Source organism: Nocardiopsis sp. NPDC055551 (assembly GCF_053619415.1).
The window spans coordinates 1-15,581 of sequence record NZ_JBSHJJ010000017.1; the positions used below are offsets into that span (position 1 = coordinate 1).

The 15,581-nt window shown below is 69.6% G+C and carries 11 protein-coding genes; 4 read left to right on the forward strand and 7 right to left on the reverse strand.

Annotated elements, in window-relative coordinates:
* The coding region (locus ACWGSK_RS26020) for an HNH endonuclease signature motif containing protein (protein WP_452457023.1) at window positions 1–378 on the forward strand (378 nt) is incomplete at its 5' end.
* Between the two features lie 933 nt (window positions 379–1,311).
* Here the strand turns inward: ACWGSK_RS26020 and ACWGSK_RS26025 are convergent.
* The 6 genes from ACWGSK_RS26025 to ACWGSK_RS26050 all read right to left on the reverse strand — a co-directional run bounded on the left by ACWGSK_RS26025 (window position 1,312) and on the right by ACWGSK_RS26050 (window position 9,922).
* Entirely contained in the window at window positions 1,312–1,518 is a 207-nt protein-coding gene (locus tag ACWGSK_RS26025) for a hypothetical protein (RefSeq protein WP_452457024.1), read from the reverse strand.
* 1 nt (window position 1,519) lies between these two features.
* Window positions 1,520–2,959 (reverse strand): TRAFAC clade GTPase domain-containing protein, encoded by a 1,440-nt coding sequence (locus tag ACWGSK_RS26030; RefSeq protein ID WP_452457025.1) that lies wholly within the window; start codon window positions 2,957–2,959, stop codon window positions 1,520–1,522.
* Window positions 2,960–2,979: 20 nt separating this feature from the next.
* Window positions 2,980–4,941: a GTPase-associated protein 1-related protein gene (locus ACWGSK_RS26035; protein ID WP_452457026.1), complete on the reverse strand. Its 1,962-nt coding sequence runs from the start codon at window positions 4,939–4,941 to the stop codon at window positions 2,980–2,982.
* 20 nt (window positions 4,942–4,961) lie between these two features.
* Complete coding sequence (locus tag ACWGSK_RS26040) at window positions 4,962–6,161, reverse strand: TRAFAC clade GTPase domain-containing protein (protein ID WP_452457027.1); 1,200 nt, start codon at window positions 6,159–6,161, stop codon at window positions 4,962–4,964.
* Complete coding sequence (locus ACWGSK_RS26045; RefSeq protein WP_452457028.1) at window positions 6,158–7,438, reverse strand: hypothetical protein; 1,281 nt, start codon at window positions 7,436–7,438, stop codon at window positions 6,158–6,160. The genes ACWGSK_RS26040 and ACWGSK_RS26045 overlap by 4 nt, the downstream gene beginning before the upstream one ends.
* A gap of 384 nt (window positions 7,439–7,822) precedes the next feature.
* Window positions 7,823–9,922 (reverse strand): acyltransferase family protein, encoded by a 2,100-nt coding sequence (locus ACWGSK_RS26050; protein WP_452457029.1) that lies wholly within the window; start codon window positions 9,920–9,922, stop codon window positions 7,823–7,825.
* 371 nt (window positions 9,923–10,293) lie between these two features.
* On the opposite strand from ACWGSK_RS26050, the gene ACWGSK_RS26055 reads away from it, so the two are divergent.
* Genes ACWGSK_RS26055 through ACWGSK_RS26065 form a run of 3 tightly spaced genes read left to right on the forward strand, consistent with a single transcriptional unit; the run spans window position 10,294 to window position 14,254 of the window.
* Window positions 10,294–11,034: a toll/interleukin-1 receptor domain-containing protein gene (locus ACWGSK_RS26055; RefSeq protein WP_358507288.1), complete on the forward strand. Its 741-nt coding sequence runs from the start codon at window positions 10,294–10,296 to the stop codon at window positions 11,032–11,034.
* Window positions 11,031–13,070, forward strand: a complete 2,040-nt coding sequence (locus ACWGSK_RS26060; RefSeq protein ID WP_452457030.1) for a hypothetical protein — start codon at window positions 11,031–11,033, stop codon at window positions 13,068–13,070. The genes ACWGSK_RS26055 and ACWGSK_RS26060 overlap by 4 nt, the downstream gene beginning before the upstream one ends.
* Window positions 13,067–14,254, forward strand: a complete 1,188-nt coding sequence (locus tag ACWGSK_RS26065; protein ID WP_358507292.1) for a hypothetical protein — start codon at window positions 13,067–13,069, stop codon at window positions 14,252–14,254. Before ACWGSK_RS26060 ends, ACWGSK_RS26065 begins: the two co-directional genes overlap by 4 nt.
* A gap of 46 nt (window positions 14,255–14,300) precedes the next feature.
* On the opposite strand, the gene ACWGSK_RS26070 is transcribed toward ACWGSK_RS26065, so the two are convergent.
* The gene (locus tag ACWGSK_RS26070; RefSeq protein WP_452457031.1) at window positions 14,301–15,578 is read right to left on the reverse strand and encodes a helix-turn-helix domain-containing protein; all 1,278 of its coding nucleotides are present in this window, start codon (window positions 15,576–15,578) and stop codon (window positions 14,301–14,303) included.
* Window positions 15,579–15,581: the final 3 nt, after the last annotated feature.

A 15,581-nucleotide genomic window follows, 5' to 3' on the forward strand; every position in this document is an offset into this window, starting at 1 on the left:
AGTTGGTTGCGCCGGTTCGTGACCGACGCCCAGGGCCGGACTCTGTTGGATGTGGGGCGTAAGCAGCGGTGCGCTCCGGATCCGGTGCGCCAGGCAGCGGGGTTCAAGAAGCCCTACTGCGAGTGGCACGAGGGCTGCGACATGCCGCGTAGCTGGTCGCAGTACGACCACATCGTCCCTTTCTCCCACGGCGGGGCCACCAGCTCCGACAACATGCAGGTGCTCTGCTCCACTCACAATCGGCTCAAGCACCGGTTGCAGGCGAAGGTGAACCGGCAGATCTGGGAGCACCACCACGCCCAGAACCGCCAGGAAGCGGGAAAGGAAAGCGGGTCAGGGGATGGGGAGGGGGAGCCGGCCCCAGCCACCGCCCCCTGACCACCACCATCCGCTTCCACCGCCCGTTTCCGCCAGGTGGAACACCACCCCGGCGAGACCCCCGCTGTGACCACCCCGAGTGGGTGTCAGACCCCAAGGGCCCGTGCCCTGTGGGGATATCCCCATGCCCAGGGGCAGAAACACCGCGAACCCCCGCCCAGAGCCATATCCCGGGGCCGGGGTGGCTCCCGTTGGGGGTGTCGGCACGGCTCCCGCCCCTGGTACCGGCTCCCGCCCCGGGTATCGGCCCACCGGCACCATCAACCTCGTGTTGTCTCTCCATCATGATGATCTTGTCCGTAGCGCCATGTTGGGCGCCCAACATGGCGCTAGGAGCAAGATCATCGCTGAGAAGACCAGGGCCGGCTACCGCGGGGACGCGCCCCACGAGAACACCAGACGGATAGGGAAGGGATCCGGCCGCCTGCGGCCGGACCGGGCCGCAGGCCCGGGGCCGTTGGCACCTCAACCACTCTCCCCCCTTCCCCGATAGCCGCCAAACCGCCGCCCGCACCGCACGGGTCAAGGCCACCAACCCGATCGCTACAGAACCCGACATCGCCTTGACGCGTGCGGTGCGGGCGGCAACAATCACGCGGCGGGGAAGGAGGGAGAACCCACCCCCACCCCGCCCGACAACCTCAAGACTCCCGGCCTGAGGCGCCCCACGCACCCGCCCGAGTAGCGCCCGACAACCTCAAGACTCCCGGCCTGAGGCGCTCCACGCACCCGCCCGAGTAGCGCCCGACAACCTCAAGACTCCCGACCTGAGGCGCCCCATGCACCCGCCCGAGTAGCGCCCGACAACCCCAAGACTCCCGACCCCAGGCGCCCCACCCCCCACCCCCCACCCCCCACCCCCCACCCACCCCGGGCAGCACGAAACCGGTGACACCTCCGGGTGCGAGCAAGCGGGAAAGAGAGTGTGGGCGGTCAGGTGACGAGGGTGAACCAGACCGAATGGAGCAAGGCCAGGGTGCCCCGGGCCAGGTGGAACAAGGCGAAGAGCGTGGTCAGGGCGATGGCCGCGTACAGCACCCAGGCGGTGGCGCGACGGACGGAGCGGTAGGGCGGGGACGCAGACGGAGACGGTGGCGGTGCCAGGGGCGAGGGAGGGTACGGGTTCGGGCCGACGGACACCTCACACCTCCAGGGGGAGGGCGGCGGGAAGCGGGACCCGTCGCGGGCCGGCGAGCATCTCGCCGAACGCCGACGCCTCGCGGGCCAGCACCCAGCGCAGCAGTTCCGTCAGGCTGGGGTCCGGCAGACCGTCGGGGTTCACGACGGCACTGGTCACGAAGGTCGCCATGGTGCCGAAGTCGGCCCGGGCCGCGCGCAGCAGGTTGTCGGCGCCCATCACCTCGCGCAGCCACAGCTCGGGCGGAACCCCCGTGGGGTCAAGGGATGTGTGCGCGAGCAGGTCGCCGCGGGTCACCACCACCGCGATCCGGGTCCTGGCCTGGCCCATGCCGTGTGCGCGGTACCACCGGTGCACCTGGTCGCGGACCTGCATGTAGGCCCGTTCGGGGTCGGGCGCCTGGGAACGGTCGCCGGCGAGCCGGAGCCGTTCGTCGGGGTCGAGGGCGTTCCACACGGCGGGGACCGCCAGGGGGTCCAACACCAGCAGGAACGTGGTGGCCTCGCCCAGGTAGGTGAGGTCCTCGGTGCGGTCGGTGGTGTTGAACGATTCCCCGGCGGTGTCGTAAAGCTGCATCAGGAGGGCGCACCGGTCGGCCTCCACGCGCAGGGTCAGCCCTCGGGCCCGGCGCCCCGGTGGGGTGGACGGCACCCGGTGGTCGGGTGCGAGCCGGGGCCGGCTGTCGCGCAACCTCTGTTCGGTCTCGCGCCCCATCGCCACGGTGCGGGCGCGGACGTGGCGTTCGGCGGCGTACGTCAGGGCCACGTGCAGGCCGTGGGTGAGTCGGGTCTTGCCCGCGCCGGCCGCCCCGAACAACGGCAGGACGAACTCGCGGGCCTCTCCGGGCCGGTGCTCCAACACCTGGGCACAGTGCGGGCAGTGGGTCCGCAGGTCGGCGCTGCCCAACAACAGCAGTGTGGGCAGGCCCCCGCCGCACACGCACCGGCGACGGAACACACCCCGTGCCCCGGGCCGCACGTCTCGGTGTCGCCGGCCGCAACCGTCGCACGCGTAGGAGGGGTAGGGCATGTGTTCGAAGCAGCGTGGGCACACCATACGGATCCGGCGTACGAACAGCGACGCGCCGTCCACCAGCCGTAGCGCGCCGACCCCCGTCCAGGCCACGGCGGAGTGGACCAGTGCCACCACCAGTTGCAAGCACAGGAACGGCGTCAGGAACACCACGAACGGGCCGGCGTCGAGGTGGACTCGGCGGTGTACCTCGGCCAGGTCCCGCCAAAGGGGACCGCCGTGGTACCCCCACCACGCGGATTCCTCGGGCCCCGGTGGTGTCACACGCGGACCGTCACCCCGATACAGCACCTCGTGGATCCGCCGTAGGTGCAGGACCACCAGGAACACGAGCCCGGCCGCCAGGGCGGCGGCGACCACCACGATCACCGTGTTGACCAGGAGGGCGAACACCCCCACGACACCTTCCACGACCCTCTCCTCCTGCGCTCTCATCGGCTCCCTCCGAAGCGCGGCCCGAACAGGCCGTTCGTCCTGTCGCGTTCTCGGACGCCGCGCACCCACCGGTCGAAGTCCCGTTCCCGGCCGGGGTCGTGGAAGGCCCGACGTGCCGCCGTCACGTCCCTGCGCGACCAGGTGGGCGCGGCGGGTTCCAGCACGTGGAGGAGGAGCGAGCGGCCCCGGTCGATCGCCATGGCCGGGCCTTGCGCGCACAGTCGTCGGGCGGTCAGGAACACCCGTGCCACGAGTTCGGCCTCCAAGGGTCGCGCGGACGGGCCCAGGATCGAACGGGGCGGCAGGGTCAGACGCTCGGCGGCCACGCGACGGTAGGCGTCGAACAGCGCGTCCGGGCAGTCGGCCAACGCCCGCGTGGCCAGGGGGCCCGTGTCCGTGCCGGTGTGCAGCAGGCGTAGTTCGCGCAGCACCGACACGGCGGAGGAGACCTCCCGATCCGCGGCGAAGAACGCGCCGATGGGGTCGGCGGCCAGCGCGGTGAGGGTTCGACGCGGCAACGAGCCCAACACCCGCGCGACCCCGCGTCGCAGTGGGGCGTGCGCCTTCAACAGCTCGGCCAGGTCACGACCCGGCGGAACGTCGGTCAGCGCTCGGGCGAGGGGCTCGGCCCCGTAACGCTCCAACGCGGCCTCGGGCGGCCGCACCCCGCCCGCGCGGGTCCAGCGCAGCAGCTCCACCACGCGCGCGGGTTCGAGGGCACCGTCCAACAGTGCGGCCACCCGGTCCTCGGCCATGGACGACATTCGGGGAGATCGGATGGTCGCCACCGGGGGAGCGGGCGCACCGGACGCGATCCGGGCCAGGGAATGCCGTACGAGCAGCCCTTCGGCCCGTTCGATCAGCTCCCACGAACCACAGGCGTGCGCCACCGTCTGGAGCCGTGCCGGTTCGTCGTCCGCGCGTTCCAGAGACGGATCGAGGAGCCGCCCCAGCAGCTCCCGGGCCGGCCCGCGGGGCAACCGGTCAACGGCTTCGGGCAACCAGGCGCGGACCACCCGCAGGTCGGGTTCCGTGACGGGGACACCGGCGTCGCTCAGACGGGCCGCCGCCAGCGGTGGCCGCCACGTCGAAAGACCCTCTTCGGCCCCGGAGGCGTAGAGTCCGGCCGAGGCCCAGAGCCGCGGGGCGAGCTCCACACCGGTCAGCAACACGGTCGAGACCACCGACAGCGTGTCCGGGGTGGTCTCCGGTTCCCCCACCTCCTGTGCGGCGAAGTCGCCGGCCCCCAACCCCGCCGCCGCGAAGACGACGAAGCGATCGCGTAGCCCACCCGTGTCGGTCTCCGGCGGCACCGCCACCACGTGCACCGGGGCGTCCTCCGGGCTGCCGCTGTAGGTGGCGAAGGACATCCGCCGGGCGCGCCGGGGCGGCAACAGGTGGGACAGGGCGGCCACCCAGTGGGCGGCGTCCTCGTCCCGGGCCGGCAACAGCACCGGAGCGCCCCCGTCGATGGCCGCGTCCACCGCCACCAGCAGCCGACGCAGCAATGCCTCGTCCCGGCCTCGGAGCCAGGCCGCGGTGCGCGTACGGTCCAACGGTCCCGCGACGGGGGAGAGCCGCGGCAGTTCGGGGTCGGTTACCGGCCGACCCGCCCAGAACCCCGACCCCCACAACTCGGCGGGCAGCGGCCCCTCCTCCCCGTCCAACAGGAGACTGTGCGCGAAGTAGTTGCCCGGTCGGCCGGAGGGATCGTGTCCGCTGGAGACCACCCGGCTCAGCACACGCGCCCCGCCCAGGTCGGGGGAGTAACACAGGTTCACCGGGTGTCGGTGGGCCTCCTCCGCCGACATCGACCTCGGCGGCTCGTACACGGTGAACCGCTCCACCTCGCGCAGGACGCACGTGTCCACACCCGGGGTGGCGGCGTTGAACTGGTAGCCGCCGTTGCCGGACAAACCGTGTTCGCACGAGGTGTAGTAGAGCTGCGCCGCACCCATCGCCTGAACGTGTCCCTTCCCTAGCGGTCCTTCGCCGGGACCACTCCGAACTCCGAGAGCATCCACAGGAACGGGTCCGCCACCCGGTAGGGCCGCACCCCGCCGTGCAGCACGTTGTCCTCGTCGGGTCCCTCACCCAACGCCGACACCCCGAAGTACCGGGCGTTGGCGTAGTGCGTGCGCACGTGGACGTCGACGTCGGCCGCGCCCCAACGGTGCAGGAGCTGTTGGACCTGGGCGTGCACGTCCTGGCCGTCGCGGACGTCGAAGTGGGGCGCGTCCGGTTGGGGTCGTTGCAGGGGGGAACCCTCGTCCAGGTCCTCGCGCAGCGCGTCGATCTTGCTCAGGCACACCGCCACCGGCGTCCTGATCCGTCCCCGAACGTGGTCGGACCGTCGCATCAGCAGGTCCGTGACCCGGCCGAGCATGTCGAACGACCGGTTCCGCGGACTCTCCATCGCGGGCATCCGTGTTCCGGGCGCGGCCGAGGGACGGGCGCCCTTCATCTGCAACGGATCCAGCAGCACGATCACCCCGTCGGCGTTGCGCAGGTAACGCAGGTTGGTCTCCACGCTGTCCATGTCGTGCAGGTCCTCGCCCGCGGTGTCCAGGAACGACAGCAGCGTGTGGTGCGGGCGGTCCATCAGCAGGCCGGGGCGTAGTCCGGTGTACCGGAAGACCAGGGGTTCGCGGGCCGCCCCGGTGCGCCGGGTCGCCCGCAGCAGCCGGCCCTCCTCGTACAGGGGGGCCTCGTAATCGCTGCCGAACCGGTGCCGGGTGTGGTCGTCCGCGCCGCCCACCGACGCCCGGAAACGCGCGCCGACCCGGTGCTTCAACTCGTGGATGAGGACGGTCATGAACACGGTCTTGCCGGAGTCGCGGGCACCCACCAGCGCGATGACGCGGCCGCGCATCCGCCCGAAGTTCACCGGCAGCCGTGAGTGGCAGACCAGGCACACCTGTCGGTCGCTCGCCGACGAACACTCCGGACAGTGGGCCCGGGGACGGCGACCGTCGGCTTCGAACACCGGAGGCAGCCGTTCCTTGCGGCCCAGGTGGTCGCGCAGCGCCCGGTCCTCCTCCTCGGCGCACATCCGACCGTCGGGTCCGGGGCGTCCTGGGCAACGGAACCCGATCCTCCGTTCGGTGAAGACCGAGTAGCAGTACGGGCACACCAGACGCGACCCCGTGAGCGGGTTCGCGGGGACGAGGAGGTTCACAGACGCAGCTCCCTGACCGAGGGCTGGCGCAGGCGCACGTCGCCGCCCGGACCCAAGGGGAAGCACGTCAACCAGCCGGGGGCGGCGTCCCACGGCGGACGCACCCGAACCGACACCCGCTCACCGGCGTCCAGGTCCCGTGCGGGCAGGACCGACAACACCCGGTCCCGGCCGGTGCGCGCGTGCGGCTGCACCTCACCGGGGGTGAACACGACCGCGATCCGCGGCATCCGACAGGGCACGTCCGCGCTCAGGTGCACCAGCCGTTCGCGGCGCAGCAGACCCACCGGTTCGACCCGGTAGTCCAGGACGACGCGGCCGGGCAGGCACACGGTCGTGGGAACGCTCAACGCCTCGTCGGTTCCGGAGTGGACGGTGGTGCGGACCGTCACCACCAGGGGACCCGAACCCATGGGCGTCTCGAACCCGCCCTCGGCGTCGTAGCGCACACGCGTGCGGCGCTCCCAACCGGCGGGCTCCCCGTCGGTCTCCTCCGCCCACGTCACCAGGGCCGATGAGGTGTGCTCCGGCCAGGACCAGCCGAGCCGCACCACGGTGTCGTACCGTTCGGCCCGCAGACCCGTCACGGGCGGGGCGACGACCACCCGCACGGGCGAGCCCACCACCCGGTGCTCCCCGTCCTCGGTCATCGCCACCACGTGGGAGACCCCGGCCGGCAGGGACAGCGATAGCCGGTGGCGACCGTCGGACCCCTGGACGGGTTCGCCCGCCACCGGGGTCCCCGACGTCGCCGCGGTCGCGGTCCGGCCCGTGTACAGCCTCACCCGACCCCGTTTCGGTGGGGTCCAGGACGCCACCCGACCGCCTTCGCCCGGGTCGACGTGAAGGTCGCGCACGGGTTCGGCCCGCGGCCCCGGCACCGCCCTGATCAGCAGCCCCGGGGAACCCCGTGTCCACCCCTGCGAGGTCAGGTACACCGCCCGTACCCGGTAGAAGTACTCCTGGTCGGCGCGCACCGACGTGTCGCGAAAGCCCGACCCGTCGTGCTCCACCGACACCACCCCGGTGCCCTTGCCGTGCGGTGGCGCGCCGGCTCCGCGCAGCACCTCCACCCGGGTCGCCTCCGGTGGCCGATGCCAGGTCACCGACACCTCCGACTCGTCGACCGTCGTCCGCACCTCGGACACGTCCGGGGCGATCATCGCCGGGGTGCTCACCGCCGCCTCCGACACCTCACCCTCTCGAACCGTCACCACCGCGTAGTGGGCGTCCACGCCCGCGCCGATTCGGTCGTCGACCAGTTCGACGCCGGTCACCTCACCGAGAGACTCCTCACGAGCGGTGCCTCCGCGACCGGTCCGGCGAGTCACCCGGTAGCCGACCGGGCCCTGCGTATTCGTGTCCGGCCGCCACGTCACCACCACGCGTGACCCGTCCACCCGTGCGGTCACGCCCAGGGGCGGGGACGGTGTCCGTGTTCGTGCGGTCGTTCCCCGACCTGTGGGGGCTTCGGTGGAATCCAACGGGTGGCCTTTCACCGTGGGGACGAAGGTGCTCGGCGGGATTCGACGAGCATACTTCTCAGAGCCCCGTCCCAACGTGGCGAAACACCCTTTTGTGAAACGACTCGGGGGCCGTTTTCGACCTTTCGCCGGAACGGAAGCGAAAATTCTCTCCGATAAAGGTGAAAAGGGATGAATCTACGGCAGGGATCCCTGCGAGGTCCGCGACAACGCCTGGTCCATCCGCGTCGCCAGATCGTCGCTCAGCAGCCGCGCGTAGGTGCCGGTGATGTGGTGGGAGTCCCGGTACACCAGCACGTTGCCGATCACCACCGAACACGTGCCCTCGACACAGAATCGGTCGGTGAGGTCGACGATCTCGGCGTCCTCGACCTGCTCCACCGCCACCTCCTGCGGGTCGGCGGTCTCCATGGCCTGTTCGATCGGTCGGTCGCACTCGGTCGGGCTCTCGATGTTGGCGGCCAGGCAGTCCAACACGTCCTGGCTCACCCGCGGGGTGTCGCGTACGGCCAGTACCGGCACGCCCGCTTCGGTGATCTCACCCCACAGTTCCGCCATGCCCTCGCCCATGACCCGTTGGACCTCGGCGGGGCCCTCGTCCCCGAGACCGTAGGGGTTGCCCTTCACCGAGGAACTGGTGAACACCAGGTCGGGGTCGATCTCCAGGATCTCGTCGACGGTCTCACGGTTCCACTCCTGACAGTTCTCGTAGGGTCCGCCGTCCCGTCCCACCAGGATGTCGGTGAACGCGCACGCGGACTTGCTCAGGACCACCAGTCGCCAGCCGCGCTCCTCGCCGAGCTCCTCCAGGGCGGGGATCCACTGCAGACTGTGCGAGTCGCCGGTGAGCACCACGGTCGACTCGGCGTCCTCGGGGCCGTAGGCACACCAGTCGCTGGGATCGTCGTCGTCGAACCCGGCGTGACAACCGTCGTCGTAGGTGCGGGGCACGTCGTCCTCGGCGTCGATGGGGGAGGGATAGAGCATCTCCGAGGACACGGCCTCGCCCTCCAACGCCTTGGGCCCCACGTGCACGGACGGGTCGAACTCGACCGAGGCCATCCGGTCGACCCGGTGCGTGGCGGCGGCCGAGACCAGGGCCACCCCCAGGATCCCGCACACGGCCAGCGCCAGCGCGGCGCGGCCGCTGCGCACGAGCTTGTGCCGGGCCACCGGATCCTCCACCCACACCTTGGTCCCCCAGGCGAGCAGGACCGAGACCCCGGCCGCGAGCGCGATGCCGAGCGGTCCGAGAGAGTCCCGGCCGAGCAGTTCCAGCGTGAAGATGATGACGGGCCAGTGCCACAGGTACAGCGAGTAGGAGATGTCGCCGAAGAACCGGGCCGGTCGGGTGCTCAACACGACCGAGGCGGCCGGCCCGGAGGGGCTCTCGGCGGCGATCACCGCGACGCAACCCAGGATCGGCAGCAGCGCCGTGTACCCGGGGAAGGGCGTGCCGGAATCGTAGAGCAGCGCCGATGCCACGATCGCCGCCAGTCCGAGCCATCCCAGGGGCAGCCGCAGACGTTCCGGCAGCGACCCCTGGGACATCGCCACGGCCGACAATCCGCCCGCCGCGAGCTCCCAGGCCCGGGTGACCGGCCAGAAGTAGGCGCCCGCGTCACCGGAGAGGGTCATCCAGATCGAGCAGGCCAGGGACGCCACGAACACCGTGCCGAGCACGGCGGTCAGCACCCCGTTCCCCGCTCGCCACCGACGCGCCGCCAACGCCCACAGCAGGAACAACAGCGGCCACACCAGGTAGAACTGCTCCTCCACCGAAAGCGACCAGAAGTGCTGCACCGGGCTGGGCGGGGTCTCCGCCGCCAGGTAGTCCAGCGCCTGGTCGGCCAGGTACAGGTTCTCCACCCACAGGGCCGAGGCGAGCAACTGCCAGGCGGTGTCGCCCAGTCTGGTCACCGGCAACACCACCAGCGACACCGCGCCGGTGACGAGGAGGACCAGGGTGGCCGCGGGCAGCAACCTGCGCACCCGCCGCACGTAGAACTTCGCCAGCGACACCCGCCCGTGTTCGGTGACCTCGCGCAGCAGCAACGACGTGATGAGGAAACCCGAGATCACGAAGAAGACGTCGACGCCCACGTAACCACCGGGGAGCAGTTCCGGCTCCAGGTGGTAGACGAGTACGAGCAGGACGGCGAGGGCACGGAGGCCTTGTACCTCGGGTCGGAACCTGGTCAGGGTGGTTCCGGTCCGCCCATCGCCCTTGCCTGAGGAAGGGATGGGCGGTTGCGCGGGGAGAGCGGGTGATCGCATTGTGCCATGGTGGCGTGTCCCGGGAAACCTCTGGCACAGACACGGCAATGCTTCAGTGAGAATTTCCCGAACCGTCGTTCCGAAGTGAACCCGGCCTGTCTCGAACGTCACCGAATCACCCACTCCGGGACACCGTTCCACTCCACGGTGACCTGTGGGTAACGCAGATCACACCCTGTTCGGAGTTTCCTGTTTCCCCGTCGAAAGAACGCGGGAAACGAGGCGATCGGCCTTTCTCATTCCGCCTTTCCAGAACATTATCGACTTGCGGTCGAGTTGTCGTGATCAGGGGAGTGTGTCGTTTTTCCCTGTTTGATGGCAAGTTTCGAGGCCGCGGAAACGACATCTTCCCGAAAGGTCGGAAGGACGCCATGAACAGCTGTTTCGTCAACTACCGGACGGGCGACGGAGAACATGTAGCGACGCTGATCGACCGGGAGCTCTCCCGGCACTTCGGCGAGGAGGAAGTGTTCCGAGCCAGTAAGTCGATCCCTTCCGGAGCGGACTTCGAGAAGGAGCTGCGCAGGGCCGCCGCCGACTGCGCGGTGCTCTTGGCCGTCATCGGTCCCCGCTGGGCGTTGCCGGGAGATGACGGACGTCGACCCTTGGACGACCCCGAGGACTGGATCAGAAGGGAGATCGTCCTCGCGTTCGACTCCGACGCCACCGTCATCCCCGTCCTGGTGGAGAACACGCCCCGTCTCAGGTCCGCCGACCTGCCCGCCGATCTCGCGCCCTTGGCCCGCTGCCAGTACCGCCGCTACCGGCACCGCAACAACGAGAGTGACATCGAGGAGCTCGTGGCGGCCGTCGAGATCGCCGTACCGGACCTGGAGGACAAGGCCGCCTGTCGGGCCGGGCAAAGGGACGAACAGGTGGCGGACCGGCCCGGCACCACCAACACGATGCGCGACGTCGACGGTTACGCGGTCCAGTCTCAAGAACACACCGTCAACGGGGTCGCGGGGGTCAGTGGTGAGGTCGGCAGCATCATCACCGGATCCCCGGGCACCGTGCATCACGGGACCGGGGACATCAATCAGAACTCGCCGACCCACCACGGCACCGGTGACCAGATCATCGGCGCCCCCGAGCGGCGGAGGACACGGTGACCCCACCCGAGGCGCCGATCGACTCGACCCTGGTGGAATCCGACGAGAGCACGCTCCACTCCGGGCACGGGGACATCAATCAGAACTCGCCGACCCACCACGGCTCAGGAAACCAGCTCGTGTTGTCCGGGGTCTCCTTGGAAGAGGCCTCGCAATTCGAAATCGATGACGAGGGGCGCCTGCGGCGTCGGCGTGAACGCCATGTCATCGCCGAAGATCGCCTCGGGAATCTGCGTCGTCGCTTCGTCGCTCCTCCGAACCTGGACGAGGACGGCCTGCGCGAACATCTCGCCACCTATGGTGCCGTGGTGCTGGTCGGTGGTCAGGGTGAAGGCCTGCGCACCGCGGCCCAGATGCTGTTGGTCCCACGAGGTCAGGAAGACGACCACGACATCCGTGAGGACCTCACCACCGAGGACGAGGTTCCGCGCCTGGACGTGGGAACGTTGCGGGGAGGGGAGCGACTGTTGCTCGACCTCACCCGCAACGGGGTTCCACGGACACGGGAGATCCTCCGTTGGCTGGAACCCCTCCGGAACCATGCGCGTCGGGCAGGCGCCCGTCTGGTCGTGCTCTTCGACTCCAAGGACAAGGACGACATCCCGATCGAACTGCGCGATCACGTGGTCCGACCGGGGCGTCCCGACCCTCTTGCGGTACTCCGCAGCCACCTCGACGCCAAGGACGTTCACGGGTTCTTCCCGGCTCACGCCCACAAGCATGTACGGGAGTGGGCCGTCCGGGCCTCGATGGGGGAAGTGGAGGAGCTGGCGCGCAGGGTGAAGGAGGTGGGCAAGGAGCGTGGCGGTGAAGGGCTCATCGGGGAGTGGCTCGACGCGGCTCTGAAAGGTGACACGGACAAGCTCCTCGAACCATTGAGGAAAGCGGATGGTCGTGGTCGCGCGCTGTTGCTCGCCGCCTCCGTCCTGGAAGGAACATCGGTGGAGCGCCTCGCCACGGCGGTGGAGCACCTCCTGCCGATGGTCCGTCTTCCCGAGGACGTGACACCTCTGATCGAACGTCCCCACTTTCGGACGGAACTGTCGGAACTGGGACTGGAGGTCGGAGCGGACCGTCGGGTCCGGTTCCGGCTCATTGGTCAGGCCGCCGCGATCCGGGCCGAACTCTGGGACGCCCACCCTTGGCTGCACGACGTGTTCGACCGATGGGTCGATATTTGTGTCCGCGGCTCGGTCCTGTCACCGACCGACCGCGACCGGGTCGCCGAACGGTGGACCGAGCAGAGGTTGCGGGTGGACCGGCCGGACCGGGTGTTCACCGCGGCCATGGATTGGAGTGGCGGGGCCGAGAAGGCTGGGAACAGGGCACCTCAGTCCGCGATCGCCCTGTCCACGGCCCTCAAGGATCCGCGGTACGGGCGCCTGACCCGCCGACAGATCTACCGATGGGGAGAAAGGCCACCATCCGAACGACTCTCCCATGTCCTGATCGCGGTGTGCGCTCAGGAACTCGCTCGTACCCACCCGGAACGGGCCCTGGTCCGGCTGCACCTGTTCGCGAGTCACGCGGCCGACAAGGTCTCCGAGGCCGCGCGCTCGGAGTTGAAGGGGCTGGCCCGGGACCGTTCCTTCCACCGGCGGGCCGTACGGAGGTTCTCCTACAAGCTCCGTGAGCGGAACGAAGCCGTGGACCGGACCTTGTTCCGGGAGATGACATGCCCCGATCTCCTGCTGCGCGGTGGTGGGCGACATCCGATCGAACCCGGCGTGCTGGCCATGGTCGCCGAAGGGCTTCCACTCCTCCTCCAACACGAACCGGATCGGACCAGGGAATACGGAGAGCTCTGGATCGGCCGTTCGGAACAGTTCACGGAGATTCTGGTGGTGGCGGCGACGCAGGCGCGAACCCTGGCCGTCCTCTACACGACAGCGCTGCGTCTGCCCCGATACGGCGAGGGCACCCAAGAACCGTCAGGTCGAAGAAGAGAACGGGACGCCCTCCTCCGCAGGATCGATGAGGCACAGGGAATTCCGCCCACTCGGGAGCGTGTGGCTCCGCGAAAGGAGAACGGATGAACGGCACACGTCGAGGTGTGGTCATCATGCTCGGGGTGGTGGCCGTACTCGTCGCCGCCCTGTATCCGCTGATGGACCTGTGGATCTTGGTGGCGGCACCGGTCATGCTGCTTTTCGGTGGACTGGTGCTCATGTTCGGCAGCACCAGGCCGTCGGTCCCCGGGCAGACCGAAACCCCGCCGGATCCGTTCATGGAGAGCGGGCCGCGGAACGTTCGCATCAAGGACGAACCGCTGTCCAGCCGGGACGAGCACTATCCCTTCCTGTTCTCGGCGATGGTGATGTGGCGGTGGACGGGTGTCCCCGACCCTCGTCTGCACAACCCGGCCGGCCAGGCCCAACGGGTCGTCGCGGAACAGGCGCGCAAGGGCGTGGTCAGGTTTCGTCCGGAGCACTACGACATGGCCCGGCATCAGCTCGCGGCCGATCTGGGTGTGGCCGTGTACGCGTACGACGGGGCCCTGGAGGTGTGGGCCGAGGACGTCGAACTCACCCTCTCCGACGACGACATGACGCGTCTGGAACGGCTTTCGCGAATGCGCAAGGAGAGCGTGGTCTGGGAGGTGGAGAAGTCGGTCGAGTCCGCCAAGCGCCGGTATTACGCCGATGACGTCCTGGCGACGCCGGGCAGCGCGATCGTGTGGGACCTGGTGCGGGGAGACGCGGACGTGGGCCGAACCCATGGTCTCATCGAAACGCTCGCGCGGTTGGCCGAGGCCTCCAAGGGCGAAGACCTGTCCGACCTGCTGGTGCGCCTTCGGGGCGCCGCTCCTGAGGAGTTCGCCTTCCTCGGCGAGTCCGAGCCGGAGGTCCGGGAGTACCGGGATGACCGAAGGGGTCATGGGTTCGACGACTTCGTTCCCCCTGGGACCATGGACGACCACACTACTTCGGACGCCTCCGATACGGCCCGGCTCATCCTTTCCTGGTACGACGATGAGGACGAGGACACCAGGATGCAGAACGTGCATCGCCAGGTCAGGCTCTTGGAGGACGCGGGGGCTCGGGACATCGCCAGGGAGCTCCGGAGCCTTTACCCGCTGCCCGACGATGAGGACTTCGAGGAGGCCGAACCCTCTGACGGTCGTCGACCCGCCCCCGACCTCGCGGGCGCGGACTGGATCGGTCATGAGACCGACACACCCATCAACACGCGCAACGGCTATGGAGCTCCTCTGAAGTGAGCTCTCACCGGGGCCGCGTCCCAAGGGCGCGGCCCCACACGGTCGTTCAAACGCCGTGGAGCACGCTCAACAGCCGGGGCGAGAGCTCTCGAACGGGGGCGTGACCGTGGTGCCGGTTCAGGGCCTGATGCAGGCGGCGAAGGTCCACGCGAACCGTCGCCGAGTCCGAACCGGCCCCTTCGCCCAGTAGTTCCTCGGTGAGGGCGCAGGCGTGGTCGACCTCGCCGGACAACGCGTGCGCCAGGGCACGGCGAACTCCGAAGCGGGCACGGGCACGTGCGGCGTTCACGGGTAGGGCCGCGCACTCCTGATCCAGAAGTCGTGCGGCTTCCTCCGTCCGCCCCAGGTCGACCAGGCACCAGCCACGCACCACACCGACCGGATCACCTACGTGGCTGGAACCGAGTATCTCCGGGCCTCCGTTGTCGCCGGGGTCGGAGGTCAACAGGGTGCGGGCGCGTTCCAGGGCACGCTCACATGAGAGGGGATCACCGGCCAGCGCGTGGCCCTGGGCCTCACGCTTGGCTGCGAGACCCTGCACGCGAGCGGAGGTCGATGGGTCGCGTTGTGCGTGTCGGGCCAGTTCGAGCGTGCCCAGTCCGTCGTGGGCGTACATCGTGACCAGCGCCCTGCGAACGAGCGCGTACTCACCCATGTTCCGGTCTCCCCCTTCCCGAGCCATCGCAACGGCGGTGTCGGTCCACCACAGGGCGCGCCGGTCGTCTCCGGACTCCTGCGCCATCCATCCCGCGTACTCGGCGAAGCGAGCGGCCAGTCGCAGGGTCTCCGGCCGGTCTGCGGGGGAGGCCGACGCGGCGAGCTGCCTGAGCGCGTTGGCCAGGGAGACCGCGACGGGGAAGACCATGGAGGGCGCGGTGTGCTGTCCCAGTGAGCGCAGACCGCCCAGTTGCGCGCGGAAGCCCTCCAGGGCCGGCGCGACCTCGCGAGTGCGGGAAGAGGGGTTCGGATCCCCGATCTCCAGTAAGGAGAAGGCACTGAGGGAGAGGACGGTGCGCCGGTCGAGGCCGACGAATCCCGTCTCACCGTTCGGGGTCAGGCCCATCAGCCATACCTCCTGTTCTTGGGTGGTGGACTCCGTCGGGGTGTCGTGCCGGGGGATGGAGGGATCGGTCCGCACCAGGGCGGCGAGCTCTCCGTTCGCGTCCAGTGCCGCGTCACAAGCACGGGCGACGTCGGAGGTGGCGGGCTTGGTCCCGTTCTCCACCTTGCTCAGGTAGCCCTTGCTGTAGTGGGCGCGGCGGCTCAGTGCTTCGAGACTCATCCCGGCCGTCGTTCGACGGCGACGGAGTTCGGTATGGAACATTCT